The 26,666-nt window shown below is 51.1% G+C and carries 23 protein-coding genes and 2 pseudogenes; 23 read left to right on the forward strand and 2 right to left on the reverse strand.

What is annotated here, in order from left to right:
* The first annotated feature begins 38 nt into the window (after positions 1-38).
* The 12 genes and pseudogenes from XI25_RS02175 (at position 39) to XI25_RS02225 (ending at position 12,096) form a co-directional block, all read left to right on the forward strand.
* On the forward strand, positions 39-890 hold the full coding sequence (locus tag XI25_RS02175) for a M15 family metallopeptidase (protein ID WP_046677163.1): 852 nt from the start codon (positions 39-41) through the stop codon (positions 888-890).
* Complete coding sequence (locus XI25_RS02180; RefSeq protein ID WP_052759421.1) at positions 887-1,381, forward strand: VanZ family protein; 495 nt, start codon at positions 887-889, stop codon at positions 1,379-1,381. Before XI25_RS02175 ends, XI25_RS02180 begins: the two co-directional genes overlap by 4 nt.
* Before the next feature lie 255 nt (positions 1,382-1,636).
* Complete coding sequence (locus XI25_RS02185) at positions 1,637-2,101, forward strand: hypothetical protein (RefSeq protein ID WP_046677164.1); 465 nt, start codon at positions 1,637-1,639, stop codon at positions 2,099-2,101.
* Between the two features lie 291 nt (positions 2,102-2,392).
* A complete protein-coding gene (gene cspD, locus XI25_RS02190) occupies positions 2,393-2,593 on the forward strand; it encodes a cold-shock protein CspD (RefSeq protein WP_006207896.1) in 201 nt (66 codons plus the stop codon).
* Between the two features lie 195 nt (positions 2,594-2,788).
* Positions 2,789-3,025, forward strand: coding sequence for a cold-shock protein (locus tag XI25_RS02195; RefSeq protein ID WP_046677165.1), 237 nt, complete (start codon positions 2,789-2,791; stop codon positions 3,023-3,025).
* Between the two features lie 190 nt (positions 3,026-3,215).
* Positions 3,216-3,392, forward strand: coding sequence for a hypothetical protein (locus tag XI25_RS33620; protein WP_200901347.1), 177 nt, complete (start codon positions 3,216-3,218; stop codon positions 3,390-3,392).
* 367 nt (positions 3,393-3,759) lie between these two features.
* Positions 3,760-4,757 (forward strand): annotated as a pseudogene (locus XI25_RS02200) (ABC transporter permease).
* Between the two features lie 81 nt (positions 4,758-4,838).
* Positions 4,839-5,663, forward strand: a complete 825-nt coding sequence (locus XI25_RS02205) for a carbohydrate ABC transporter permease (protein ID WP_082112181.1) — start codon at positions 4,839-4,841, stop codon at positions 5,661-5,663.
* A 129-nt stretch (positions 5,664-5,792) separates the two neighbouring features.
* A complete protein-coding gene (locus tag XI25_RS02210; protein WP_046677167.1) occupies positions 5,793-7,460 on the forward strand; it encodes an extracellular solute-binding protein in 1,668 nt (555 codons plus the stop codon).
* A gap of 145 nt (positions 7,461-7,605) precedes the next feature.
* Positions 7,606-9,531 carry a sensor histidine kinase gene (locus XI25_RS02215; protein ID WP_046677168.1) on the forward strand — a complete coding sequence of 642 codons (1,926 nt, stop codon included), beginning with the start codon at positions 7,606-7,608 and terminating at the stop codon, positions 9,529-9,531.
* Entirely contained in the window at positions 9,506-11,098 is a 1,593-nt protein-coding gene (locus XI25_RS02220; protein ID WP_046677169.1) for a response regulator, read from the forward strand. Before XI25_RS02215 ends, XI25_RS02220 begins: the two co-directional genes overlap by 26 nt.
* A gap of 209 nt (positions 11,099-11,307) precedes the next feature.
* A complete protein-coding gene (locus XI25_RS02225; RefSeq protein ID WP_046677170.1) occupies positions 11,308-12,096 on the forward strand; it encodes a formate/nitrite transporter family protein in 789 nt (262 codons plus the stop codon).
* 417 nt (positions 12,097-12,513) lie between these two features.
* Here the strand turns inward: XI25_RS02225 and XI25_RS33625 are convergent, their stop codons facing one another.
* Together XI25_RS33625 and XI25_RS02230 are read right to left on the reverse strand one after the other, a co-directional pair.
* On the reverse strand, positions 12,514-12,663 hold the full coding sequence (locus XI25_RS33625; protein WP_200901349.1) for a hypothetical protein: 150 nt from the start codon (positions 12,661-12,663) through the stop codon (positions 12,514-12,516).
* Positions 12,664-12,801: 138 nt separating this feature from the next.
* Complete coding sequence (locus tag XI25_RS02230) at positions 12,802-13,662, reverse strand: helix-turn-helix transcriptional regulator (protein WP_046677171.1); 861 nt, start codon at positions 13,660-13,662, stop codon at positions 12,802-12,804.
* Between the two features lie 155 nt (positions 13,663-13,817).
* Here XI25_RS02230 and XI25_RS02235 point away from each other — a divergent pair, with 155 nt between their 5' ends.
* The 11 genes and pseudogenes from XI25_RS02235 to XI25_RS02285 all read left to right on the forward strand — a co-directional run bounded on the left by XI25_RS02235 (position 13,818) and on the right by XI25_RS02285 (position 26,560).
* Positions 13,818-15,215, forward strand: coding sequence for an MATE family efflux transporter (locus tag XI25_RS02235; protein WP_046677172.1), 1,398 nt, complete (start codon positions 13,818-13,820; stop codon positions 15,213-15,215).
* 238 nt (positions 15,216-15,453) lie between these two features.
* Positions 15,454-16,047 (forward strand): RNA polymerase sigma factor, encoded by a 594-nt coding sequence (locus XI25_RS02240; protein WP_046677173.1) that lies wholly within the window; start codon positions 15,454-15,456, stop codon positions 16,045-16,047.
* Positions 16,013-16,297: a hypothetical protein gene (locus XI25_RS02245; RefSeq protein ID WP_046677174.1), complete on the forward strand. Its 285-nt coding sequence runs from the start codon at positions 16,013-16,015 to the stop codon at positions 16,295-16,297. The genes XI25_RS02240 and XI25_RS02245 overlap by 35 nt, the downstream gene beginning before the upstream one ends.
* A gap of 68 nt (positions 16,298-16,365) precedes the next feature.
* On the forward strand, positions 16,366-16,956 hold the full coding sequence (locus XI25_RS02250; RefSeq protein WP_046677175.1) for a DUF4367 domain-containing protein: 591 nt from the start codon (positions 16,366-16,368) through the stop codon (positions 16,954-16,956).
* A gap of 198 nt (positions 16,957-17,154) precedes the next feature.
* Positions 17,155-17,744 (forward strand): annotated as a pseudogene (locus tag XI25_RS02255) (nitroreductase family protein).
* Between the two features lie 162 nt (positions 17,745-17,906).
* Complete coding sequence (locus XI25_RS02260) at positions 17,907-18,272, forward strand: hypothetical protein (RefSeq protein WP_235439624.1); 366 nt, start codon at positions 17,907-17,909, stop codon at positions 18,270-18,272.
* A 340-nt stretch (positions 18,273-18,612) separates the two neighbouring features.
* The gene (locus XI25_RS31805) at positions 18,613-20,655 is read left to right on the forward strand and encodes a PrsW family glutamic-type intramembrane protease (RefSeq protein WP_046677216.1); all 2,043 of its coding nucleotides are present in this window, start codon (positions 18,613-18,615) and stop codon (positions 20,653-20,655) included.
* Positions 20,656-20,674: 19 nt separating this feature from the next.
* Positions 20,675-21,139 carry a SitI3 family protein gene (locus XI25_RS02270; protein WP_046677177.1) on the forward strand — a complete coding sequence of 155 codons (465 nt, stop codon included), beginning with the start codon at positions 20,675-20,677 and terminating at the stop codon, positions 21,137-21,139.
* Positions 21,140-21,404: 265 nt separating this feature from the next.
* Positions 21,405-23,066 carry a DUF4091 domain-containing protein gene (locus tag XI25_RS02275; RefSeq protein WP_046677178.1) on the forward strand — a complete coding sequence of 554 codons (1,662 nt, stop codon included), beginning with the start codon at positions 21,405-21,407 and terminating at the stop codon, positions 23,064-23,066.
* Between the two features lie 62 nt (positions 23,067-23,128).
* Entirely contained in the window at positions 23,129-25,198 is a 2,070-nt protein-coding gene (locus XI25_RS02280) for a serine hydrolase domain-containing protein (protein WP_046677179.1), read from the forward strand.
* Positions 25,199-25,381: 183 nt separating this feature from the next.
* The gene (locus XI25_RS02285) at positions 25,382-26,560 is read left to right on the forward strand and encodes an acyltransferase (protein ID WP_046677180.1); all 1,179 of its coding nucleotides are present in this window, start codon (positions 25,382-25,384) and stop codon (positions 26,558-26,560) included.
* Positions 26,561-26,666 lie beyond the last annotated feature (106 nt).

Consider the following 26,666-nt stretch of genomic DNA (forward strand, 5'->3'; position numbering starts at 1 on the left):
CTTAACCTAGCTTTACCAAGGTTAGGGAGATGTTGAAGTTGAAAAAATGGTTATTTCTGTTGGCCTGCTTAATGCTGACGGGATGTGAGTCGGTCTTGACGCAGCATAACGGCAACACGGAGGCCGGGAAAATTTTAAACGATGAAGCTTCCATTCGGATCGCCAAGGAACAGATTTACGAAGGGAATCTGGTGCTGGTGAACAAGGAACATCCCGTTCATCCGGAAAGCGTGCCTTCCGATATCGTTCGTTTGTTTGAAGATCGTGAACTGACCGAGGGTTACGCCTTATTGGACAATACGATCCGGTTATCGGGGAGCGTGGCCCGTTCATTTTCGGAAATGATCGATGCTGCCGCCAGAAAGGGGATTCACCGTTTTAGGATCAGCAGCGGTTACCGGGACGTCTCCGAGCAGGAGAGGCTCTACCGGGAAAAGGGGGCTGATTACGCATTGCCGGCGGGCCATAGCGAGCATAATCTCGGCTTGTCGCTGGATATCGGCTCGACGGCGGGGGCCATCGACCGGACCCCGGAGGGGGAGTGGCTGCTGAAAAATGCCTGGAAGCACGGGTTTGTTCTTAGGTATCCTCCGGACAAAACGGCGATTACGGGCATTGAATATGAGCCTTGGCATTTTCGCTATGTCGGTCTCCCCCACAGCGTCATCATGAAGGATAGAAATTTTACGTTAGAAGAGTATCTCGATTTTCTAAAGGAGCAAAAAAGCTTCAGCCCGACAGTCCAAGGCGAAAAATACGAGATTACCTATATGCCTGTATCTTCGGACATGACGATTCAGCTGCCGGTCGCGAATCCGTATGAAATATCCGGAAACAATGTCGACGGGGTTATCGTAACCGTTCGCCAAAACGGGGGCGAAATGCCGTGAAGCCATGGAACAAAATGATTGTGCTGGTTCTGTTTACCGGGTACTTGTTTGTTCTGCTTAAGGTGATCCTGTTTAAATTCGGATCGGTGGACATCGGTTTTCTTTGGCAGCAGCTTCACCATGCCGCAAAGAATCCCTCAGCTGTTCTTTACCGGGTTCATTCGGGTAATTTAACGCCGTTCAAATCGATTGAATCTAACATTCACGGGATTTCAAGCGGGCATAACTTCGTTAACTTTACCGGAAACATTTTGATATTCGTACCTAACGGTTTATTCATCAGTCTATTGGCAAGGCATAACTATTTCGGAGCATTCGTGAGTTCGCTTGTCATAAGCTTGGGTCTGGAATGCTCGCAGGCCGTATTCTCGATGGGGGTCTTCGATGTGGACGATCTCATTCTAAACGTATCCGGGGGCATGTTAGGCTACGCCGTGTTTCAAGTCCTCAAACCGTCCCTCGCGAGAGGGAGCATTGCCGGTTCTGCATAATCATGCATAAAGAAGCTTGGGTTCGATCCGAATCCCGTCGGGAACACGGAAGGAATTTAATGATCTTTAACTCCATTAATTTTTAGCGTGATTTATGAATGGGAACCTAGAAACTATGTTAAAATTCCTCATAGGCATGCCTTGAAATTCAGCAGTACAAAAGCTTCGCGCTTCGGGTATGCAGAGTAGAAAGGGATACCTTCTTCGAAATGTGATTGCCTCGGTCGAACTGAGCCAAGGAAAGGGTGAGGCCGGATGGAAAAAGCAAACGAAATATCCCCGTCTTTATATGAATTTTTAAACGGACGCGATCTGGAGAGGAAGCAGCATGAAGCGATGATGCTGCTGACGGTAACGGAGGACGCCTGGCCTCATTCGGCCATGGTCAGTGCCGGCGAGTTGGTTGCCCTGAGCCGAAGCCGCCTGCGTCTGGCCCTCTGGCCGGGAACGGTGACGAGCGGGAATATGATCCGTTCCGGCCGGGCGGTGCTTGTTGCCGTTCACCAAGGAGCCGTTCATTATGTCCGGCTGTCCCTTAGCCGTCTTCCGCAGCTTCCTTCTGCCCGCCATCCGCGTGAGCGGTTCGAGGCCGAAGTCATGTCCGTCCGCGAGGATACCGCCAAGTATGCGGACATCGCGTCGGGGGTAACGATCCTGCTGAAGCAGCAGGCCGAGGTGCTCACGCGTTGGGGGGAGACCCTGACGGAGCTGAGGGAATAGCCCGGAACTTCGCCGCTCGCAGGCTTTCGGAATTTTTTTAAAAATTTTTCGGAAGCCTGTTATATTCCCGTCAATTTTTGCATAGGATAAGATTATAAAATTGGTTAAGAAACTTGACATCAGCATTTGCCAACGCACGCGAAGTGTGATAATATGTAATTATCGAAATCGACCTGAATTCACATATTGTAGAGGGTTGTTTTTCCGGTAACCTTGTACAATATGTGAATTTTTTTATTCGTTAACGAAGTAAAAAAAGGTCATGTAAATTTTTTCAAGGAGGTACTCCCCATGCAAACAGGAACTGTAAAATGGTTTAATGCAGAGAAGGGCTTCGGTTTTATCGAAGTTGAAGGCGGAAACGATGTATTCGTTCACTTCAGCGCGATTCAAGGCGATGGCTTCAAAACGTTGGACGAAGGACAACGCGTTGAATTCAACATCGTTGAAGGAAACCGTGGACCACAAGCTGAAAACGTTGTAAAACTGTAAGATTTTTAGCAGGCGGGCTGCCCTTAATGTGTGACATTAAGGGCAGCTTTGTTTTAAACATCGGCTAGTTGCCCGTCAAGGATGTTTAACCGATGTCTATAGAGAAAGCATCCATCAAACCGGGGGTGCCGACATTTCCGGAAGGGTGTTGTCTCTACTTGATTATTCTGAGACGAGGACAAAGGAGGAGTGTTCATGTATTCACGTAAAAGCACGATGGAAAGCATACCCGAAGAAATGACCGAGGTGTGGGCTTGTACGAATGACGGCTGCAAGGGATGGATCCGGGACGATTTCGCATTTGAAGCGGAGCCGGTCTGCCAGCTGTGCAAATCTCCTATGGTCAAGGAAACGAGGATGCTGCCCCTGCTCGTCAACACGAATAAGAAGCAAAAGTCACTCGGCAAAGGGATTTTGATTGATCGGAAATAGCGGCTAAAGGCCAAGCGACAAGCGTAGGTACGGTCGGTATCTTTTCGAAAATATACGAACTCCCGCATAGCCTGACATAGGTTTTCGTTTAAATTTGACGAGACCGGTTAGTTATAATGTGTCCCCTCCGATTGCTGCAAGGGGTCGCATCAAGTGCGGAAAGCGCATGAATTCCAAAGGAGGAACCGTATTGAACACGCAAGCTGAGGTACTGAAACGCAACATTGACAACATGATCATGCAGGAGAATCAGGACGGCCTGAATGAGCAGGAGAGATTCATCATGCAAAAGCTGATGAGGGAGAGATATCAGCTGGAGCATGAGGCCAAGCACGAAAACAGTGAGGACGATAGCGCTGGCAAGTAAGGATTCTGGTGGTAGATCCAATCCGGTACGAAATGACTGTTTCATATAAAAGGCGTGAGCTGCGGACGACGAGTCCGCAGTTCGCGCCTTTTTTTGTTGGTGCCGTCCGAAAGGCGGTTGTACGCCTTTTGGATGACATTTCATGGTTGTTTTTGCTGGATCACATAACTTGGTTTCCGCAAAAACACCGTTGTTCTTCTCAAAGGACAACGGTATTTCTGTTTTTGGCGGACCCACCCGAAAAATGATACCCTCAATACGAAATCCGAGCCTTTCACGGCATGCAACAAACAAACTACAATAGATACATCAAGATTGAAAGGGTTTACAGTCGAAACCGAAACGAAGCAACCTGGGGGTCAGAATCATGCAAAATCAACGGAAGGCCGAACCCGTTTCCGAAACCGGTGTCGGAGCGGCGTTAACATTATCCGGGAACAACCTCAAAACGGAGGCCAGGCGAAAATGGCGTAAAAAGCTGTATGAACAGAGGCATATTCAGATCATGGCCCTGCTCGGCATCGCTGGATGATCGTGTTCAACTACGTCCCGATGTACGGCGTCATTATCGCTTTCAAGGAATTTAATATCGTGAAGTCCATTGGAGAGGCCCCCTGGGTCGGATTGCAGCACTTCAAGGAGTTTTTCCAGGACGACAATTTCGCGAACGTCATGAAAAACACGCTCGGCATCAGCCTGATCAAGCTGTTGATCGGCTTTCCGCTGCCTATCATTTTCGCCCTGTTCTTAAACGAGATCCGGTCCATCCGGTTCAAAAAAGCGGTGCAGACGATCTCGTATCTGCCCCACTTTTTGTCCTGGGTGATTCTGGGCGGCATCCTGGCGACTTGGTTGGCGGACGTGGGCATCATCAACCATATCCTGATGGCCCTGAAAATCATCGACGAACCGATATCGTATCTGGCCGAGCCAAGTTATTTCTGGAGCATCGTCATTACTTCGGATTTGTGGAAAGAGCTTGGATGGTCGGCGATCATTTATCTGGCAGCCATATCCAGCGTATCCCCTGAACTGTACGAAGCATCCACCATCGACGGAGCGGGCCGGTTCCAAAAAATGTGGTACGTTACCCTGCCATGCATCAAAGCGACCATATCCATCTTGTTCATTCTGGCCGTCAGCGGCGTGCTGAACTCCAATTTCGACCAGATTCTGGTGCTGCGGAACTCGCTCAACGAAAGCGCGAGCAATGTGATCGACATTTATGTATACCAGACGGGGATGCAGTCCGCACGGTATTCCTATTCCGCAGCCGTCGGATTGTTCAAAGCGGTGATTGCCCTGATCCTGCTGCTCATTGCCAACAAGGTCACCAAAAAACTGAACAACACGTCACTTTTCTAGAGAGGGGAGCCTGGTACGGTGTTTAACTTGAAAAGGAAAACCAAGGGAGAAGCGGTCTTCGACCTGGTCAACAACTTCGGCATGCTGCTGATCTGCTTCATCACGCTTTACCCGATCTGGTATGTGATCGTGAACGCCCTGAACGAAGGGCAGGACGGGATGCGAGGCGGGATCTACTGGTGGCCCCGGATTTTCAGCTTCGAAAATTTCGAGGCGGTATTCCAAAGTCCCGGCATTATGACAGCCATGGGCATTACTGCGGCCAAAACGCTGCTTGGCACCGTCATTCACGTGTTTTTTACCGCCATGGTCGCCTACGCTTTTTCCCGCAAGGGCCTGATCGGCGGCAAAATATATATCTTGATCGGCACGTTCACCATGTTCTTCAGCGGGGGCTTGATCCCGACGTACCTGCTCATGAAGGATTTGCACCTGCTGGATAATTTCCTAGTGTACATCATCCCGGTCATGTTCAGCTTCTTTGACCTCATTATCTTCATGACCTTCTTCCGTGAAATTCCGGACGGTCTGGAGGAAGCGGCCAAAATCGACGGCGCCAATGACTGGTCCATTCTGCTAAAGGTCGTGCTGCCGGTATCCATGCCGGTGATCGCCACCATTGCGCTGTTTCACGGCGTTTACCAGTGGAACGACTACTTTGCGGGCGTCATTTACATCAACAATACCGATCTGCAGCCCATCCAGACGTATTTGTATAGGGTAGTCGCGCAGTCGAGCTCCAATCAGATGGTGGCCCAGATTCCGGGCGGCGTTGCCAAGACGGTCACGTCGCAGTCGATCAAGCTGGCCACGATGGTTGTCACTACCCTGCCGATCGTTTTCGTTTATCCGTTCCTGCAGCGTTATTTCGTCAAAGGGATGATGATCGGCTCGATCAAGGGCTGATCCCGAAGCAGAGACGCCTTCTTCCACATGCCGGGGAAACCGGGAGGAAGCATCCATTAGGTAACCCCTCTTGCCGAAAGGGCAGGGGTTGCATATAAAATATCTTTATATAAGAAAAGGGGTAAACACATGAGCAGGAAACTCAAGCCGAAAAGCCTTTTGATGCTGATGTTCGCGCTCGTCATGGCTTTTACGACGGCATGCTCTTCAGGCGGCGGCCAAGAGGCCGAGGAAAAGCAGGGGGAACAGCCGAAAGGGGAAGAAGCAAAACTGACGAAGGACCAGCCGGGCTGGTCTGTGGATACATCTCCGATCACGTTTGACTGGTATATCAACTTTGCTTGGTTCCCCAACAAATGGGGCGAGGACATCACGTCCAAATACGTAACCAAGAAAACGGGCGTGGATATAAACTTCATCGTTCCCGCAGGCAACGAAGCCGAGAAGATGAACACGATGATCGCTTCGGGATCGCTGCCGGACTTTATTACGCTGGGCTGGTATGAGGACGCGGTGAAAAAGATGATCGAGGGTGATCTCGTCCTGCCGCTGAATGAGCTGGCCGATCAGTATGACCCTTACTTCTACAAAGTTACCGATCCGGCCAAGGTATCGTGGTACACGCAGGAGGACGGCAAGATCTACGGTTATCCGAACGCCTCTTCTTCCCCGAAAGACTACGAGAAGTTCGGCGACAACCTGACGTCAACCCAAACGTTCCTTGTCCGCAAGGATATGTATGAAGCGCTCGGCAAGCCGGACATGCGTACGCCGGAAGGCTTCCTGAAAGCGTTGGAGGACGCTAAAAAAATGTTCCCGGACGTCAACGGACAACCGCTCATTCCGCTCGGCATGTATGACTTCCATGAGAAGGGCAACGCCTCTCTGGAGCATTACATCCAGAACTTCCTGGCCGTGCCTTACGAAAAAGACGGCAAGCTGAATGACCGTTTTCTGGATCCCGACTATATCAAGTGGCTGAAAACGATGCGTCAGGCCAATGAAAAAGGGCTGCTCGCCAAGGATATTTTTATCGACAAGCGCCCGCAGATGGAGGAAAAAATCGCCCAAGGCCGTTATTTCGCCATGCTGTATGCAAGAAGCGACCTTGCCAACCAGCAAAACGCTTTGTACGCCAATGATCCGAACTCCGTCTATATCGCGGTAGACGGTCCGGCGAATGCCAAGATGGATCCGCCTACGCTTGCCGGCCCTTCCATCTCCGGCTGGACGGTCACGCTGATATCCAAAAACGTGAAGGATAAAGCCCGAGCAATCCGCTTCCTGGATTACTTGATTTCCGAGGAAGGCCAGCGCGATACCTTCCTGGGCGAAAAGGGCGTGACGTGGGATACCATCGACGGCAAAGACCAGTTCCTCCCGGAAGTAAGCCAGCTGCTGCAGAGCGACCGCGGCGCGTTCGACAAGAAGTACGGCGCATCGCATACGTTCTGGATGATGATGGACACGAACATGACGCCGGCCTGGGCGCCGGCAGCGGTTGAGCCTTTCAAGCAGATGGAGGATTGGACGCGCGGCAAGACCCACAGCTTCTCGCAGTTTGATCAGCTGGATCCGCAAGGCAACTCCGAGGAAGGCATTATCAACGGCAAAGTGCTGCAGGAGTGGGGAAAAGCCCTCCCGAAAATGATCCTCGCCAAAACCGATGCCGAGTTTGACCAAATTTGGAACGAATACCTCGCGAAACGCGAGTCCTTGGGCTTCGCCAAAGTCCAGGAATACAGACAAAAGAAATACGATGAGAATATGAAAAAGCTGGCAGAATTTATTAAGTAATTTCTCGAATTGTTCTTGCGACGGCGAAGTTTCTGTTATCGACCGAAAGAGCTTAAGGTACCCCGATTCCGAAAACAAAGGAAAACGGGGTGCCTTTTGCCGCGTCCGGCGAAACATCCAAATCAACCAACGGGGCGTGACAGGCATGTGGATATCATCGGCTTTTCAATCATTTAAATACTGGTTCGGCCGAAGGTCGATGCAAAGCCGGCTGGTCGCGGCCTACATCATTATTTTGGTGATTCCGAGCATCGGGGTTTCGAATTACATTTTCAAACAGATCAGCGATACGTATATCAGCGAGACGTTGAACCAGAACGGTTTTTTGCTGGAGATTGAAAAGATGTCCATGCTGGGTCAGATTGAAGCGATGGAAATGGCGGCGCAGCTCTCGGTTACCGATCAGCGGGTTACCGATTATTTAATGACCCGGGAGGAGCTTGGGACCGACGAACTGATGGAGCTGTCCCGCGGTCCCGTTAAAGACTTGGCCGGGATTCAGACGAACAACCCGAACATTGCCCACTTGCGGCTGTTCACGAATAATGACCGGGTGAATGAGATGTGGCCGATCATCTTTCACGAGCGCCGGGTGGTGAAAGAGCCGTGGTATGCGGAAGTAAGCGACCTGAACGGCAATGAGAAATGGGTATTCAGCCAGCGCGATCCCGATCTTTTGCGGCGGTATGCCGCAGACGTGAATCAAGAAGCGCCCAAGGTGTCGCTTTTGCGGGAAATCCATATGCGGAACCGGCATGTGGGGTTTATCCAGGTGGAAATGCTGTTGAAGCATTTTGCGCCCAAGACGTTTGCCGGGATTCAGGATGACGGCTCGCAAATGGCAATCTCGGATCAGGGCGGCAATATGTTTATGGACAAGAATCAAAAGTTCTTGGCCCGGAACGGAGACCTGCAAAATGCCGTGCAAACGGAGTTTCAAAAGCTGCTGAAGCGGGGGGACGGGGAGCCGGCGGCCCGGAATGCACAGTTTGAGGTCAACGGCCGGCCCTATTTGTTAATGATGGTGCCCGTCGAACGGCTCCAGGCCCATTTGCTGAACGTGGTATCCCTGGAAGGGGCACTGAATAACGTATCGAAGGCGCAGAGGCAGATTATTTTCGCCAACATCGGACTGATCGCGATTCTCGCGGTGACGACCTACTTCATGAACGCCATCATTTTAAAAAATTTGCGCCGTCTGACCGAAAAGATGAAAAAGGTTCGGAGGGGCGAGGTGCAAACCGGCATCGACATTCGCGGCGGGGGGGAAATCGGCGAGCTGGCGCATCATTTTAACAAGCTGCTGCAGACGATCAACGATCTGATCGCCCAAGGCGTGCGGAAGCAGGCTTTGACGAAGGAAGCGGAGCTGCGCACCCTGCACAGCCAGATCGACTCCCATTTTTTGTACAACACGCTGGAGAATATTAAAATGCTGGCCGAGATGGAGGATCAACGGACGATATCCGATGCGCTGACGTCGCTTGGGGGAATGATGCGCTACAACTTCAAGTGGTCGGGAGAGTACGTGAAACTGAAGGACGAAATTCGGCATATCCGCAATTACATAGACGTTATGAACATTCGTTTTGATGAGCCGATTATGCTGCTGCTCAATATTCCATCCGAGTTTTTGGAGCTGGAGGTGCTGAAGATGTCGCTTCAGCCGATCGTGGAAAATGCGGTGAAGTATGCCTGGAACGGCCGGAGCGAGGAAAAACGCCTTATCAAAATCGACGTTGTGGAGATGGAAGAGGACAAGATAACGATCGTCGTGACGGACAACGGATCAGGCATAGAATCTTACCGGCTCGGACGTCTGAACGAAACGATCCGTTTGGCAGGCAGGGAAAGAGAAGCCGATCCCGGAGGATGCGGCAATGCAGGCCGTGAGGGCGGAGGAATCGGACTGATGAATGTGCATCAGCGGATTCAGCTGTTTTACGGCAAGGCATACGGACTGGAAATCAGGAGCGAGGAAGGAACGTACACTTCCGTGATCATGATTTTTCCCAAGGTTCTGCTGACGGGAGGGGGAAACGGATTTGAGAAGCTTAATGATCGTCGATGATGAGAAGAATATCCGGTATGGTCTAAAAATGATGATTGAGCGGGAGTTTCCGGGCGTATACGACATCCGGACGGCCAGCCAGGGGGAGGAAGCCCTGGAGCTGTACGGGGAACGTGCGGCGGAAATTATCGTGACGGACATCCGGATGCCCGGAATGGACGGCATCCGCTTCATTGAGAAACTTGTCGATGAAGCCGAAGCTCAGGCAGACAAGACGATAAAGCCTGTGGTTATCATCCTGAGCGGGTATGATGATTTTGAGTATGCCAAAGCCGCGATCCGGTATCAGGTAAAGGAATATTTGCTGAAGCCCATCCGGCGGGACGAACTGTTCGCGGCGCTGCGGAAAAGCGAAGAAACGTTGATTCGCCAGGCGGACATGGCGCAGCGGATGGCGGCGGGAGAGGCCTATCTGGATCAGCTGCAGTCGGTCAGGCTGAAGGAGATGTTGGAGCGGGAAGACATGACCGGGGAAGAGATGCAGGAGCTGTCCGGGCTGATCGGGTTTCCTTCTATTGTCCGTCCGTACCGTCTGGCGGCCATAAAATATGTTTACGAAGACGGCAGCCTGATGAAAAAAGAAGAGCTCAAGCAGCTGATACGCCATATGATGGAGCCTGTGAAAGGGCGGATCAGCGCTTCTTTTTTTGACGGGGAAAGCCGGATGGTTCTGGTCGGAAGCCCTGACGAGCAGTTCCAGGAGCTGTCGCGGCGTTTCGCCGAGCGGGAGCTTGACGGCCTTATGATGGGGATCAGCCGGGCAGGCAAGACGGTCGCGGATATCCGCGAAGCGTATCGGCAGGCCCGGACGGCGCTTCAATATACGTTCATCTACCCGAATGTCAACCTCATGTGCCATGAAGACATCCAGGAGGAGCCCCGCAGTTTCCCTGTACCGGAGGAGGATATCCGCAAGATCGGCAACATGCTCGGAACGGACCGGGAACGGGAGATCAAGGGACTGCTGCTGTCCGTGTTCCGCATTGATCAGATGCCTCACGTGAAGATCGATTATTTGGAGAGGGTCGGCAAGCGGATCAACGAGCAGGTGTTTGATGAGGTATTCCGCATGTATGGAGAATCCCTTGTGGAGGTGCTGAAGCTGTATCGCAAAGTAGGCAGCATCGACAACTTCCGACACTTTCACGATTATTTCCGAAGTCTGGAGCATCTGATGCTCAGCGTGAACGAGTATGTCAGGGGCATCCGTTCGGCGCACAGCGAGCATACGGAAATCAAAGCCGCGGTCGAGTATATGGAAAAAAATTATCACCGGCCGCTGAACATGGCAATGGTCAGCAACCATGTATCCCTGAATTATTCGTACTTCAGCGAGGCGTTCAAGGCCCACACGGGCGAGAGCTTTGTCGTGTACCTGAAGAAAATCCGTATCAATAAAGCAAAGGAGCTGCTGCAGAACCGCGCCATGAGGCTGGGCGATATCGGAAACAGCGTCGGCTTTGAAAACGCCAAGCAGTTTTCGCGCGTGTTTAAAGAGCTGGAAGGGGTATCCCCGCATGAATACCGCGTCAAAATGCTGTCCGAAACGGAAAAGGGAGCGCCGTAATCCAAGGGCTGCGATAAAACTTTGCAAGCCGCTATTTCGGTCAGGGGAACCGATAGCGGCTTTTTTTCTTGCCGAACGATTGAAAGTGTTGAAAACGTTTAATAATAATTCGTGAAAGGCACTTCCCATATGAGGATAAAACATGTAATCTATGAAAATGCGACCAGTGGCATCATTGGCTATGACTTGTGACAAAAGGAAGTGAGTTCATGGAAGTTCAGTCTTTACTTGAGGTGGAAAAGCTCGCCCTGAAGAAAATGAAAATATTCAAACAGAGCAGACTCCGCTATTTGGCCCGGTCGGCGCTGGCCAGCATGTTTATCGGGTTCGGCGTCATCGTGGCATTTAAAACGGGGAGCTTTTTCTATGCGGAGCATTCGCCGTTCACCTATCCGATGGCCGCGCTGACCTTTGGCGCCGCGATTATTTTGATTGCCTACGGGGGCGGGGACTTGTTTACGGGCAATACGTTTTATTTCTCGTATGCCGCGTTGAGGCACAAGCTGAAATGGCTCCAGGTCGTCAAGCTGTGGGCAACGAGTTACGCCGGCAATATTATCGGAGCTGCCGCTTTTGCCCTGCTTATCTATTTGACCGGATTGTTTGATGCCCCTTCGGTGAACGGCTTCCTGCTTGGCGTGGTAGAGAAGAAAATGAACGCTCCGGTGATGGAACTGTTCTTCCGGGCGATTTTGTGTAACTGGCTTGTCTGCCTGGCTTTCTTTATTCCGATGGGGCTCAAGGGCGATGGACCGAAGCTGTTTGCCATGATGCTGTTTGTGTTCTGCTTTTTTATTTCGGGTTATGAGCACAGCATCGCGAACATGTGCACCTTTGCCATTGCCCTCGTGGTAGAGCACCCGGATACCATTTCGTTTGGAGGAGTCTGGTACAATCTGCTTCCGGTGACGCTCGGCAACATGATCGGCGGAGCCGTGTTCATGGCGTTTATGTATCATTACGTCAACAAGCCGTTCATGGATGAATACAAGGAATAGGAGCATAATGAAGAACGGCAGAGTCGTTTTTCGCTTATGAAGAGTAATCTTGGCATTTGCGAAAGACTCGGCTGCGGAAACAAGGTCGAGAAATAGACCGCTAAGCTGACTGAACTGCACCTCCAATGTTAGATGGTGTCTAACAATTGGGGTCACTTCAAGACCAAGGGCGGTCTATTTCTTTTTGTTCTGGTTGATGAGCGCACCGAAACCGATCATAGTCGTTAAAGCGCCTTTTACCTCCACCAGCTATCACCTCCCTTCGTGGGAGACCAGCCGATCGTCCTTATTAGCCGAGATGCCGCACATTCCAGATCATAGCGTACAAGCCTCGGTATTCGGGACTTCATATACAAAAAACCACCCCGCTAAAGAGGTGGAGCGATCATTTCAAATTTGCCCATATTATGGAATATCTTATTGCGCAGCCGCCATCGATGACATCGTCATTTCCATCTTGCGGGTGATTTCCTTCTTCCATTTCTCGTCGCCGAGCCGGATGGCAAGATTCAACAGGTCCAGATAATCGTCAATCTGCAGGTTGGTCCGCTGAAGATTACATTTCATGAGGGTTCGTTCTCCTTTATAGGTGGTGTTTCCATCAAAGGCATTCTCACACCGTTCTCACTTGTATGGTAATGATAATCATTATCAAATGAGCTTATATCTTTATTATAATGACTTCCGGCCGGATTGCAAGACGGTTTACGAAAAACGTTGTCTGTACTTCCGGGGCGAGATTCCTTCCTGTTTGGCGAAGCAGGAGGCGAAGTAGGCCGCGTGGTTAAAGCCGACCTCCTCCGCGACCCGGCTTACCGGCAGATCGGTCTGCAGCAGCAGCAGTTTCGCCTGCTCGATCCGGTAGCGGATGAGATACTGGGCCGGCGAGCAGCCGAATTCCTTCTGCATGCAGCGGGCGATGTACACGGGATGGAAGTTGATGCTGTCGCCCAGCGCTTGGGCTTTGAATTCCTCCCGGTAATGCTCGCGTAAATACGCCGCCGCTTGTTCCGCACAAGAGGAAGGGGAGGACGCAGGCGTGTCGAGGGCCCCGACCAATTGCTCGATCAGCTCCTGGAACAACAGCTGCTGTCTCCACAGCGATTGGGCCCGGTGGCCGTTTCGAACGAGCGCCCCGAGAGCCTCAAGCAGATCGAAGGCCTTCTGCGGCTGCGGCAGGGAGCCGAACTGGGGGATTTTGACCGTGAAATAATTGGGCGAGAAGGGCTGCAGCTCCTGCAGCTCTTCTTTTTTGGGCACGGAGCACTTTTCGTCCGCGCTCCATCCGCCGGAGGTCTGGAAGTGGAGCCAGTAATACAGCGTATGCTCGGTCGAGCCTTGGGTCGGAAAATGATGCGTATCCGGCCGGAGGAGCAGAAACGATCCGGCTGCGATATCGTAGGGTCGGCCGTTCTCCGTAACATACAGGCAGCCTTGGCGCACGACAAGCAGATCGAATATGCCGATATTCCGCCGGTTCGGGTGCTTGTTGACCTCGTCGGCCTCGCTCATGCCGCTGATGATATATTCGGGCAGGGGCGGAACGGTAAAGTGGAGTACGGTCATTGGTGAAAACCCTTTCCTGGTTTGAGGTTTGTATTTTGATGATTTACGTTCGTAAAATGATATTTTAAATCCAGTATACCATCTATAATTTGAAGATGCTGCAAGTGATTACGGGTTCATTTATTTGAAGCTCGTTATAAAGGTTGGAGGTTTGAATGTTGGATAAAGACACAAAAAAATTTACATTATGGGTTCTGGCGTGGCCGATCTTTATCGAGCTGTTTCTTCAATTTCTGTTGGGTGCCGTCGATACGCTGATGGTCAGCCGGATATCGGACGACGCGGTGGCGGTCGTGGGCTTCTCCAATCAGCTCTTTCAGGCGGTGACCACTTTGTTTATGACGGTGGCAAGCGGAGCGGGGATCTTGATCGCACAGAAGCTGGGCTCCGGCAGCACGCTTGATGCCCGCAAAATCGCCATTATGGCCCTAAGCGTGAGCACGTTGATCGGAGCGGCGCTAAGCGTTTCTTTGTACGCGTTTCCGACGCAAATCGCTTCGGTGCTTCAGCTTCCCGACCGGCTAATGCCGCTGGCCGGGACGTATATCTCCATTGTCGGGGGAGGCATGGTGCTGATTGCCATGATGTCCACGATGAGCACGGTGATCCGGAACACCGGCAACACGAAGGGACCGATGTATACCGCGGTCGGGATGAACATCATCCACGTGGTTATGAACTACGGCTTTATCTTCGGGGCGTTCGGACTGCCGCAGTGGGGGCTTGCCGGCGTCGCGTTATCAACGGTCATCAGCCGGCTGTTCGCGGTTCTGGTGCTGCTGTTCATGTTCCTGCGCTCGTTCGAATACCGAATCCGCTGGAAAGAATTCCGTTTATTCGACAGGCCGCTTTTCAGAGAAATTCTGAATATCGGCTGGCCGCTCGGCGTCAACATGTCCTGCTGGGTGTTCTCCCAGCTCATCATCTATACGTTCATCGCTCAGCTTGGCGCAGTGGAGCTGGCGGCCCGTACGTATATGAATACTTTGGAATCGATGTGTTTCCTGCTCGGCATGTCCATCGCGATGGGCGCTCAGATCCAGATCGCCCATCTTTATGGGGCAGGACGCACGGAGCAGGCGTACAAAGCCGCATATCGGGCGCTTGGCGTCGGCATTATTTTTGTCGGATTGAACGCACTGCTCATTTACGTATTCGGCTCCCGGATTCTGGGATGGTTTACGGCCGATCCGGAGATTATCGCCATCGGCGTATCACTGCTCGGGCTGAACCTGATTCTGCAGCCGGGGAAGCTGCTGAACATGACGCTCGGAAACTCGCTGAATGCGCTCGGCGATACCCGCTTTACCATGTACATTTCGCTGGGCTCCATGTGGGTGATCGCGACAGGATTGTCCTATGTCCTTGGCATTCATATGGGATGGGGCCTGGTCGGGATTTACTGCTGCATGATCACGGATGAATATGTGCGCGGCGTGTGGTCCTTCTTCCGCTGGCGCGGCCGGAAGGCGCTGCGAAAGGCGGAAATGGCCCAAATCGGGCGTGCCGATTCTCCTGCCGCACCCGGGGACCCTGCTGCCGCAGGGGTGTAGAGCTTGGCCCGGACCAAAAGTCGTTGCCTATATGAATAGGATGTAAGTTTTCCGTTAGAGGCTGCCATTTGGTAGTCTCTTTTTTTGACAAAACAATAGAGTAGATTATGTTGTATGTTAATGGTGAAATTCCCATGCGATTCTGTACATTATTTATATATGTACAGCTCTTCATTTTACGCGCTGTCACATTTTGGGTCGAGCTGTTCGTTGTATAGAGTGAAAGGGGGGAGACGGCTTGGATGATGCGGAGTTAAGTCAGATCATTGCAGATGTGTTGGATGGGAGCACAGAAAAATTCGAGAAAATCATGGAGGTTTATCAAAAACCGATTTTTCTCTACTGTTATCATATGCTGGGCAATTATGCCGAAGCCGAGGATAACGCACAGGAAGTATTTTTGAAGACATTCCGCACCTTGAAGAAATATACCCAATATGAGATGGATTTTGGCGCCTGGGTATACAAGATTGCCTACCATCAATGCATCGACATCATCCGTAAGCGAAAGTTGGTGAAATATATGCCTTTCTTTTACCAGGATGAGAAAGAAAATAATGAAGTCGATATGCATATTGAAGCCAACTATTTTGATGAATCCGTACATCAAGCTATGGCGAAATTATCGGCGGAAGAGCGCAATTTGTTAATCTTGCGTTGTGTCGAGGATAAAAGCTACCAGGAGATCGGTTTGATTCTCGGCAAGAACAGTGCAAGCCTTCGTAAAAAATACGAACGTACATCTGCAAAATTTCGAAAGTATTATGCTCAAGTGAAGGGAGTGGGAGTGTATGAATATGGACAGGGATCGGGATTTGAAAAAACTGTTTGATGACCCGCGCATTCCCGACGCCGACTTGACAGGAAAAGTAATGAGAATACTAAATGCTAAGCCAAAAGAAAAGGAGAGGTTTTTTGTGAAATATAAAGTTGCTTTGACTGCGTTTGTAGGTATGTTGTTAATGGGCTCCACGGGTTATGCGGCAGTTCAATATCATTCTTTGAACAACAAGGATGGCGAAGTCGTATATGAGACTAAATCGACGAAAGATTACGGAAAAACAGAATCGAAAGAGAGATAGAGCGTTACAAGGCATTTTATGAACTTAAGGATAAGGTGCTAAAGAACGGGGAAGCTGGGCTGTTCTATATGGTTGCCAATAACCCGAATCATGAAACAATTCTTGGCACGAAGGTGAGTATCTTCCAAGATCTTTCTCAATTGCGCGATAAGATTACGGATAAATCCATTAAGATCGCAGACAAAGTCAATGGAAATTATACATTCCAAAAGGCGGACGTAATCTTTAAAAATGCTCAGGAAGTGAATCCTCCTTCTTCGGAAGAAAAAAAGAAAATGGCAGAAAAGCTGAGAAAGCAGGCGGAAGAATCCAATCAGGGATATGCCATGATGCCGGTTGAAATGACAGATCAGTTTTTCCTTCTCTTTGCTACGTATCAAAATGGCGAAGATAAAATCGGGGTTGACATCACTAATCTGAGTGGAAAGAGCGATCCTACAACGTATATTGACGAGAACGTTGAATTTAAGCAGGAGAAGGTTCAAGTGAAGGGAGTAGAAATGCTGCATACAGAATTTGCTCGTTCGCAGAGTCATGAGCTGAAATGGGTATACGAGAGCCCAGACAAAAAGGTAAAATACGCCTATACTATAAGTGGGGACATAAATAAAGTAAGCAAAGAAACCATGATGAAAATTGCCGAAAGCTATTTGGAATAATAAATACTAAAACCGGCAAAGTTTAATGAAATTCTTGTGCGAGCAAATACCGGATTTTAAGGCAAGCGTAAAACGGGCCAAGGGGCGACTCCCTTGGTCCGTTTGCATGGGGACGGCCGGAAGCCGGGGTGAAGACGGACCGTTTTTTTGGTAAGATATACAACGATATGACTATGGACATTAGGGGAGGAAATGATGATGAATATACATGAAGCGATCCGCACGCGCCGCAGCGTAGGCAAGGTGAAGAGCGATCCGGTTCCGAAGGAAAGCATCGAAGCGATGCTGGAGGCCGGCACGTGGGCGCCCAACCATAAGCATACGGAGCCTTGGCGCTTTTTTGTCATGAGGGACGGCGGCCGTGAGCTGCTTGGGAACGCTTTGGCGGATATCGCCGAAGCGAATGCCAAGGATAAGAGCGCCGAGGAAATCGCGGCTGCCCGGGAGTCGGCCATGTCCAAAGCCAAACGCTCGCCGGTCGTCATCGGCGTGGCGGTCACGCCTTCGGATGATCCCAAGGTCATTGAGCTGGAGGAATACGGCGCGGTGTTTGCGGCGATTCAGAACATGCTGCTGGAAGCCCACGGACTGGGGCTTGGTGCGGTATGGAGAACGGGGGAGCCGTGCTACCATAAGCGGATGAACGAAGCCTTCGGCCTGCGCGAGAAGGACAAAATGCTTGGATTTATCTACCTGGGATCCCGGATATGGAGCCAAAGGCCGGTAAACGCGAGGATGCCGCCGCCAAAACGGCGTGGATCGATGAGCCCGCGCAGCGCCTGAAGTAAATGCATACGGAGCCCTTTTCCGTAAAACGGATGAAGATGAATGTTCCGGGCAAGTATGCATAAGGATCTATCCCCTTTTTGAAGTTCCCGGTATAATAAGCCTATGTTTGTCGAAATATGCGACTCGGACGACAACGATCAACATGGGAGAGGAGATATACCTTGAATTTTCAAAAGTGGGACGCCGGAAGCAAAATGATTTTTATCGCTTCCTGCGCGGCATTGATTTCATTCTTTTTCAAGTGGGTGGATATCGGTTTTATTTCGGAAAATGGCTTCGGACAGGGGGCCGTATTTTTCATCCTGCTGTTTGTTTATCCGTTCCTGACGGTCATGCGCGAAAAACGGATGAACAAGCTTCTGGGCTACCTGATGGCGGCCGTGGGCGTCGTGTTCGGGCTGATCTACATTTTTTCCAAAACGACCGATTTCCTCGGCACGACGATTAACGTGGCTTCAAGCGGACCGTACTTGTTCATGGCTTCCTGCGGACTGCTGGCATTGGGGATTTTCAAGCGGGCTAACTAAGCGCGTTTGACAGGCACCGGAATAGGGCTATGTGAAAAGGCTGACCAACCGCAATCATGCGGAAGGGAGGCCTTTTTTAAAAATATAGGAACGTATAAGTTTTCACATATGTGGCTTTATTTATCGCAGAGACGCTTTCGTCCATAAGAAGGACCGGATGGCAGGCAAAAAAACAGGCATTTGGATTCATATCCTCGGGGCGGATAGTTCAAGCGAACCGCATCCTTTTGTCGATTTCGCGGCGTTTGGTTTTATTCTAGTTCACTTTGGAGAACGGCTGTGTAAAAATATAGAAAACCGAAGCCGTGGTCATATTCTCCGAAGGGGGGAACTTCATACGATGTCTATTGCGGTTTTCCGTGCGAGAACCAGGGATTTCTTCGAGACCGCTTACAAGGCTTGGCGCGGATGGCTCGAACGATATCCTCTGCTAACGAAGGTTTATTATTTGTTCTCCTGGATTTCTTTGATTTTCCTCATCGTCAGTCTCGTGTTCATTAGAGATTCCCGCCTTATGCTTGTCCAGTATTTGTGGTCCTTTTACGTTTTGCTGCAGTTTTGGCTCCTGTGCAGGAGCAAGACGCTGCCTTGGAAGCAAGTCAGTTTGCTTGTTCTGGCAGGCGTATTGTTTGTCGTGCCGCTCACGAATCTCACCATGCAGTTTCTCCATTTGATATTCGGCGGCACCACCTCGGATACTTGGTCCGTTGCCGTCGCCACGCCCATCGTTGAGGAGATGTGGAAGCTGCTTCCGCTGGGGGCGGTCCTGTTTTACTCACGCAGGGCCACGGCCCTTAGCCTCGGCGACTATGTCTTACTGGGCGCCGCTCCCGGCATAGGATTCCAATTATTCGAAGAGCTCTCCAGGCGCTGGGTTAACGACGGCCCGATCGCGAGGCAGTACGATTACAGCGTTACGCTGCTGGGCGGCAAAACGATTCATTGGGATCTGTTCAGCCTGTTTCCGGGTCACTTCGAAGAAAGCGTGGTTCCGACGATGATGAGCGTAAGCCATCCCGTACATACCGGCATGATCGCTCTCGGCATCGGATTGGCTTACCGTTTCCGCCGGAAGCTGACCGGTTGGGCGTTCCTGTTCCCGGCGGTTCTCCTGCTGTGGTCCATCCTGAATCATGCGGCCTGGAACGGGCAGAGCCGGTTTCCCGATTGGGTGATGGATCTTCATGAGTGGACCGGCGAAGGGTACACAACCAAAGGATTTTTTCTGATCATGCTGGTTGCTGCACTGCTTACGGATTACATGGCCCTGAATAAAATCGGCCAGCGGCTGCCGAGGGTGGGATCCGAAAGAACGATTAACCCGTTCTCCGAGCTGTGGGGGATAACCGCGGCTTTATTCCGCAATCGGAAAAGATTCGGCTATCTGCTCGGCTTTTACAGGGAACGAAGGGAGCTTGGGTTCTCGCTTCTGTACGGGAACGAAGAGGCCCAGAGCCGCATCGGCTCCATCCGAGAAAAGGTCCAAAAGTACGCGCTGCTGCTTGGAGCCGCGGGTGTTTTGCTGGTCGCCGCGGGACTCCTCTCGGGACTGCATCCGTTCCTGTACGAACCGGATTCCGCCTGCTTTGCCTGCCTGTTCGATTCCCTTCAAAATTGGTGGGACGGCCTGAGCGGCTGGGAGCAGGCTGCCATCGTACTGGGCGCGTTCGCCCTTGCGTTCATGTTTGTCGGATTTTGGCCGGCTCTGGGCCTGGCTCTGACGGGGATGGACTTTTTGGGAAGCGGCCATACCATCGCGGATTATTTACGCAACCCCAAGAAGCTGCTGTCCCCTCAGCGCGTATTGGCGGGAGTTGCAGCCTTCCTTCTCGAACGGATTCCAGTAGGCAGGGGGCTGAAGTGGGTGTACGACCGGCTTGGCCCCAAAACCAAAAAGGCTCTGGAATCCCTGGCCTCCAAGCTCGGCTGGAAGCCAAAGCCGAAACCCGGGCTAACCGAACCGACATCCACGCCTGGCGGTAAACCGAAAGGCAATTATGAAAAACCTGACCCCAAGGACCCGAGACCGATCACCAGGCAAAACGAAGCCGCCGACTTGTTGGCCGACAAAGGGTATGATATCGAAATGCTTCCCGGAACCAAGGGAGGCAACGGATACGGGATCAAACCGGAATCCAATCCCGACTTTTTAATTAACGGGAAACCTTTCGATTGCTATTCCCCCGATACCGCGAAAGTAAGGAATATTTGGAGTAACGTGGTGACCAAAACGGAGACGCAAGCAGGGGGCATCGTGTTGAATCTGGATGATTATCCGGGCTCCATGGATGCGCTGAAGAAACAATTTGACGATTGGCCGATTCAAGGCCTGGATGAATTGCTCGTTATTAAAGACGGCAGCATTACGAGATGGTTTCCATGATCAAAAGGGAGTGGTAAGCATGTTTTATATTTTTTATATGGGAATCGACTGCGCATTTGAAGAAATCAAAAGAGTCATCGAAGAGCGTATCCTTACGGAGCCTGCCGGTGAAGGCGGAGAAGTGCTGAGAAATACGGCGGAAGAATTCGTCGTTTCATTCGACTGGGCAACGCTCAGGATCAAGGAGGGGGGCCATAGGCTCGTATTTGCAAGCGAAGACTACGGCATGGAGCTCAGGTACAGCTTCTGGTTCGATATTCTTTCGGATCAATCGGACTGGGCGGAACGGCTGATGTCGTTTACGGGCGCCATCCTTGGCCGTTTTGAAGGGGACGGCGTGCTGGAATCGAACGGGGATACTGCCATCCTGACGAGAAGAACCAGCGCGATTGTCGTGGATGACAAGAAGCTGAAGGGAAGGGAGAGCTTTCCTTTTCATGCTTTGAATCAGCCCTATGTGGAGGGCGATATCGAGAGCGTTTAAAGGAAGTAACATGCAGAAGCAAATAGCATCATAAATTTATAAAGGTTTATTCCCGCTTTCAGAGAGGGGATAAACCTTTTTGGTCGAATAAAGAACTGACGGCGCGGAAGCCGGATTAAAAACGGTATGCCGCGATTAAAAAAACGCTGTATCAAATGAATGGCTGATTGGCCTATGATTTTTTGTAGGCGTTTTCATGAATTCCGAGGCGTTAGCTCAAGCTGCCCGGGCATAACCGGGCGGAAACGAAGGGAGGAAGCAATATATGAAGAATTCGTTTGAAACCCGCATGATCCATTCCTTGGTGAAGGTATTCCCCGACGAGGAACTTCGCGAACCGGCCCAATCCAGGGGGGCCATGCTTCTGAATGAGGTATTTTCATATCAGGTCGCCTATCGGACCGAACGGCTTATGCCCGTGGTGAAGGTAGGGGTGGAGTCCAAGCTGGCGGACTTTATTACGGTGCGAAGCGTCGGCCTGGTCCCATCGGAACTGCCGATCTATCATGACCATGATGAAGACGTGCTCCGCACGGCTCCGGGACTGTATCCGGATCCTCTTCTGCCGCTGGCGGACGGGGGAATGCTCAGAGGTTATCCAGGACAGTGGCGTTCGGTCTGGGTTGCCGTCGATCCGAAGGGTCAGGCCGAGCCCGGGGTTTATCCGATCATCATCCGTTTTGAAGGAGACTCAGGGGATATCTTGGCCGAGGAGCGTTTGGAACTGGAAATCATCCCGGCCGAATTGCCGGAACAGAAGCTCCTGCACACGGAATGGTTTCATGCGGACTGCCTGGCCACGCAGTATGGGACCGAGGCGTTCAGCGAGAGGCACTGGGAGCTGCTGGAAGCTTACATCCAAGCTGCGGCCGATCACGGCATCAATATGCTGCTGACGCCCTTATTCACGCCGCCGCTCGATACCGAGGTGGGGGGAGAACGTCCCACGGTTCAGCTGGTAGACGTGGAGGTCACGGGGGAGAATGAATACCGTTTCGGTTTTGGCCGCCTGAAGCGCTGGGTGGATTTGTGCCTGAAATGCGGCATTGAATATTTCGAATTTTCGCATCTATTTACGCAGTGGGGAGCGCGGCATGCGCCCAAAATCATGGCTGAGGCGGACGGTGAAACGAAGCGGATTTTCGGCTGGGAGACGGATGCCTCCGGGGAGGAGTACCGTCAATTTTTGAACCAGTTGCTGCCGCAGCTTGTCGGCTGGATCCGGGAGAACGGGCTGGAAGGGCGTAGTTATTTTCATATTTCCGATGAACCGAACCTGGAGCAGCTGGAATCCTATAGAAGCGCTCAGCGCATGGTGAAGGATCATCTGTCCGGCTTCCCGATCATTGATGCGATGTCGGATTACGATTTTTACGAAAAAGGACTCGTGCAAATTCCGGTTCCGGCGAACAACCACATTGAGCCCTTCCTGGAACACGGCGTCACGCCGCTGTGGACATATTACTGCTGCAGCCAGTACAAGAAGGTATCCAACCGGTTCTTCTGCATGCCTTCCCCCCGGAACCGGATGCTAGGATACCAGTTGTACAAATACAACGCGGCGGGATTTTTGCATTGGGGATTCAACTTCTGGTATTCGCAGTATTCCAAGCAGGTGATCGACCCGTTCCGCGTCACGGACGCAGGCGGAGCCTTTCCTTCCGGCGACGCGTATTTGGTCTATCCGGGAGAGCATGGCCCCGTATCCTCGATCCGGTTCGAGGTGCTGCGTGAGGCCCTGCAGGATTTGCGCGCGCTGCGCCTCCTGGAGGAGATTTGCGGGCGGGATGCGGTGCTTAATGCGCTGGATGAGGGATTGGAAGAGCCCTTCACTTTCAGCCGCTATCCTAAAGAGGCGGAATGGATTTTGTCCAAACGGGAGTGGATGCACGGGAAAATTAAATCGGCTGCCGTCAAAATAAATTGAACCCTACCAACTGGTAAATCGTACTATATCGTAGACTTACAACAAAGGAGGTAGTTCATTCAATGAAGAAAAGACTGTCATGGCTGCTGACCGTAGCCTTGATGCTGACGCTGGTTCTCCCGGCAGGCGCGATGGCGTCCGGCGCCAATGCGGCTGCGGGCCAGGGGCTCGAAAAGATCGCAGCCGAGAAAGCCGCGCTGCTTACCGAAAAATACGGTACGGTCAGCGTCCAATACGCGCTGATCGACAACGGGAAAATTACGGTATCCGGTCAAGCAGGCAAGAACGACATGGAAGGCAAGAAGCCGCTGACCAAAGATACGGTGTATGCCATCGGATCGACGAGCAAAGTGTTTACGGCCGCTGCCGTCATGAAATTGGTGGAGGACGGGAAGATCGACCTGGATGCTCCCGTGGTCCAGTACATACCCGATTTCACCATGAAAGACGAGCGCTACAAGAAAATTACCCCGCGCATGCTGTTGAACCATTCCTCCGGGCTGAACGGTTCGAGCCTGAGCAATGCTTTTCTGTTCAATGACAATGATACCTACGCGCATGATACGCTGTTGAAGCAATTGTCCACCCAGAGCTTGAAGGCGGACCCCGGCGCTTTCTCGGTTTATTGCAACGACGGATTCACTCTAGCCGAAATACTGGTTGAAAGAGTCAGCAACATGAGTTTTAGCGAATTCGTTCGTCAAAATTTTATCAAGCCTTTAGAAATGAACCATACGAAGACGTCGCAAGAGACATTGGAGCCAAGCAAGATGGCCGGTCTTTATTTTCCGACTGTTGAAGGACAGCTTCCCAACGAAACCGTCAACGTGATCGGAACGGGCGGCATTTATTCCACGGCGGAAGATTTGGCCCGATTCTCGACCCTGTTTACGGGACAGGCGAAAGGAATTCTCTCCGGCAACTCGGTCAAAGCGATGGAGCAGGAAGAGTACAAAAAAGGCCTGTGGCCGAAAGACTCGGATAATTCGGTTAACTATGGCCTCGGTTGGGACAGCGTGAAGCTGTTTCCGTTTAATGAATACGGAATGAAGGGTCTGACAAAAGGCGGCGACACGATTTTGTATCATGCTTCGCTTGTCGTGCTTCCGGAACAGAACATGGCTGCGGCCGTGCTTTCGTCCGGCGGCTCCAGCTCGACCAACCAGATGTTGGCGAGCGAGATTCTGCTTCATGCCCTGAAAGAGAAAGGCACGATCAAAGAATTCAAGCCGGAGAAATCGTTCGGCAAGCCGGTCAAGGCTGACATGCCGAACGATCTCATGCAGAAGGCCGGCTACTATGCCACCACGAACAATCTGGTTAAAATTTCCGTGAGCAAGGACGGGGAACTGACGGTTTCGGTTCCATCCATGCCGGGCTATCCGCAAGAGAAGTACGTGTATACGAAGGACGGCTCTTTCGTTACTGAAAACGGAAGCGGAAAGCTGAGCATCGTAACGGAAAAGAACGGACGCACTTACCTGTGGGCCAGCCAGTATATGAGCGTTCCGGGGCTAGGACAAACGGCTTTATCCCATTACTTGGCCGAGAAGATCGAAGACAATAAACTGGACAAAGAAACCGCGGCGGCTTGGGCCAAGCGGGACGGCCGGGCATATTATCCGGTAACCGAGAAGTACAGCTCCCTCATGTATCTTATTATGAATCCGGTTATGCAGATTTCCCGTCTGGACGATTTCCAGGGTTACGTCGGGGACAAAAAAATAACCGGCCCGGACACGGCGGTAAGCCAGCACCAGATTCCTGCGATGGGTGGCCGGGATACGTTCGAACTCCGTTTCAATAAAGAGGGCGGCACCGAGTATCTTGAAGCAGCCGGAATCTTGTATATAAGCGGGGACAAAGTAAAACCGCTCCATAACGGGAAAAAGTCCACGGTCACCCTTCAAGATAACGGGCATGCCAGATGGTATACCGTTCCGGAGGGCGCTGCTGGCAAAACGATGACCGTAACCATGCCGGCGAAAGGGGCGTTTGCGGTATACAACGAACAGGGCGTATGCGTCAACTACAGCATCGCCACCGGCAAGAATACCGTGGAGCTGCCTAAAAACGGAACCGTCGTATTTGCGGGCGAGTCAGGCTCTTCATTCGGCATCACCTTGAAATAACGGTTAAGCTCATTCCGACTTCAAGCCTGAAGGGGAATGAGCTTTTTTTTCATCCAAGCCTGAATATGTTTGAATTGTTAAGACGTTAATAAGAAAATGTTAAGGATTGCTGCGGTTTTTTGGTAAGATTGCTCCCTTATACTTTATGTTGTCTGGATGAATTAGGAGGGAAACAAGGCTGGAATGAGTAAAGAATCAAGGAAAACCAATTTACCGGAAATTCAGCTGGTTAGAGCGATTGCAATAATCGGCGTTTTGTCTGTACATGCTACTTCTTCCGCAACGGTTGTGATGAAGGAATCAAATCTGTATGCCGCGTACAATTTCTTTAATATTTTTATGAAGATCGGTACGCCGGTGTTTTTGTTCTTGAGCAGCTTCGTGTTGTTCTATAGCTATTATTCTCGTCCGTTAGACAAGAAGCTGATCGGCAACTTTTACAAGAAGAGATTAAAATTCATCCTGATTCCGTACGTGATATTTTCAGTTATTTACTTTGTAATCGTACATTTTAAGTATTATCCGGATCGTTCACTGGAAGAGTCGCTTGAGAAGTTTGTGGTTCAGCTGTTTTCTGGGAAAGCCTATACGCACTTGTATTTTATATACATTAGTATCCAGTTCTACTTGCTGTTCCCGATATTGTTGTGGCTGTTCAAATGCAAGCCCAATTTTGCTAAATGGGCTGTTCCGGCAGGGTTTGCCATGCAGTATGGATTTATAATTATGAATAAATTATTTCTGCTTACGGAGAGACCCGCCAGCTCAGCGCTGCACTATATGTCTTATTTTATGCTGGGGGCAGTTCTTGGGATCTACTATCCGAAGCTGAAAGAATGGTTCGAGATCAGGAAGGAAAATGTGACGGCATCCCGCCTTGCAGGGTGGATTATATTGTTGGCCGTGTGGCTGTCAGCTTCGCTGGGACATGTATATGTCTACCATTCCGCACGGTTATATGGCGCGAAATACGATTCTTTGCTGTATCATTTTCTTTGGAACATGCAGACGATAACGGCAGGACTGGTCGCTATCCTGTTGTCCCACTTATTGATCCGGCATGCATGGCCATGGCTCACGAGGTCGATGGCAAGGCTTGGTGAGCTGTCGTTCGGCATTTATCTCATTCATCCGCTGTTTTTGTTCATATACCGGCTCTATCCGCCTAAGATGGGCTACCCGTATTTAATTCATTTGTGGTACTTGGGGGGATTCATGTTTGCCCTTCTCGCGTCCTGTGTTGTGGTATCCTTGACCGTACGCTGGCTGCCGATGTCTTGGATCGTATTTGGCAAAGTTCCTCCGGCGAAACGAAAACCCGATATCGCATCCAAAGGAGAAATTTCTACGCATACGGGTTAATCATCCCTTGTAAAGCAAGGGCTGTCCATCTAGAGCCGTTCTTGACAGGTTCGTCTGATTCGTTTGAGCGTCCTTCAAGGAATTGCTATACTGTAACTGCGGCCTA

The organism is Paenibacillus sp. DMB20 (assembly GCF_000987955.1).
GTDB lineage: Bacteria > Bacillota > Bacilli > Paenibacillales > Paenibacillaceae > Paenibacillus_AQ.

Bases quoted from the DNA above. Each gene is read 5' to 3' on its own strand.
- XI25_RS02185 (WP_046677164.1), top strand. From the start codon at position 1,637: ATGGAAAAAGCAAACGAAATATCCCCGTCTTTATATGAATTTTTAAAC.
- cspD (WP_006207896.1), top strand. From the start codon at position 2,393: ATGCAAACAGGAACTGTAAAATGGTTTAATGCAGAGAAGGGCTTCGGT.
- XI25_RS02195 (WP_046677165.1), top strand. From the start codon at position 2,789: ATGTATTCACGTAAAAGCACGATGGAAAGCATACCCGAAGAAATGACC.
- XI25_RS02205 (WP_082112181.1), top strand. From the start codon at position 4,839: ATGCTGCTGATCTGCTTCATCACGCTTTACCCGATCTGGTATGTGATC.
- XI25_RS02210 (WP_046677167.1), top strand. From the start codon at position 5,793: ATGAGCAGGAAACTCAAGCCGAAAAGCCTTTTGATGCTGATGTTCGCG.
- XI25_RS02215 (WP_046677168.1), top strand. From the start codon at position 7,606: ATGTGGATATCATCGGCTTTTCAATCATTTAAATACTGGTTCGGCCGA.
- XI25_RS02225 (WP_046677170.1), top strand. From the start codon at position 11,308: ATGGAAGTTCAGTCTTTACTTGAGGTGGAAAAGCTCGCCCTGAAGAAA.
- XI25_RS33625 (WP_200901349.1), bottom strand. From the start codon at position 12,663: ATGAAATGTAATCTTCAGCGGACCAACCTGCAGATTGACGATTATCTG.
- XI25_RS02230 (WP_046677171.1), bottom strand. From the start codon at position 13,662: ATGACCGTACTCCACTTTACCGTTCCGCCCCTGCCCGAATATATCATC.
- XI25_RS02235 (WP_046677172.1), top strand. From the start codon at position 13,818: ATGTTGGATAAAGACACAAAAAAATTTACATTATGGGTTCTGGCGTGG.
- XI25_RS02245 (WP_046677174.1), top strand. From the start codon at position 16,013: ATGGACAGGGATCGGGATTTGAAAAAACTGTTTGATGACCCGCGCATT.
- XI25_RS02250 (WP_046677175.1), top strand. From the start codon at position 16,366: ATGGTTGCCAATAACCCGAATCATGAAACAATTCTTGGCACGAAGGTG.
- XI25_RS31805 (WP_046677216.1), top strand. From the start codon at position 18,613: ATGTCTATTGCGGTTTTCCGTGCGAGAACCAGGGATTTCTTCGAGACC.
- XI25_RS02270 (WP_046677177.1), top strand. From the start codon at position 20,675: ATGTTTTATATTTTTTATATGGGAATCGACTGCGCATTTGAAGAAATC.
- XI25_RS02275 (WP_046677178.1), top strand. From the start codon at position 21,405: ATGAAGAATTCGTTTGAAACCCGCATGATCCATTCCTTGGTGAAGGTA.
- XI25_RS02280 (WP_046677179.1), top strand. From the start codon at position 23,129: ATGAAGAAAAGACTGTCATGGCTGCTGACCGTAGCCTTGATGCTGACG.
- XI25_RS02285 (WP_046677180.1), top strand. From the start codon at position 25,382: ATGAGTAAAGAATCAAGGAAAACCAATTTACCGGAAATTCAGCTGGTT.